The sequence below is a fragment of the Leptolyngbya sp. CCY15150 genome, assembly GCF_016888135.1.
Classification (GTDB): domain Bacteria; phylum Cyanobacteriota; class Cyanobacteriia; order RECH01; family RECH01; genus RECH01.
Window position 1 is genome coordinate 1 of record NZ_JACSWB010000262.1, and the last position, 215, is coordinate 215.

1 pseudogene is annotated in these 215 nt (G+C 51.6%); it reads left to right on the forward strand.

Going from position 1 to position 215, the window contains the following annotated elements:
* A pseudogene (locus JUJ53_RS19645) lies at positions 1-215 on the forward strand (IS701 family transposase); the annotation flags it as partial.

Sequence of the window (215 nt, forward strand, 5' to 3'; positions counted from 1 at the left end):
GCAAACGACGTGCCCAGCGCTACTGGCAACTGACCACTGACAAAGAAACCCTACCGTCGGCCTCAACTTGGATGGTGATGACTTGGGTTGATGGGATTTCTTACAAGCAGGTTGGAGACCTCTATGGTCTGAGGAACTGGGTCGAGTATGGCTTTAAGCAAAGCAAGAATGAACTCGGATGGGCGGACTTTCGATTCACCGACTATGCGCCGATT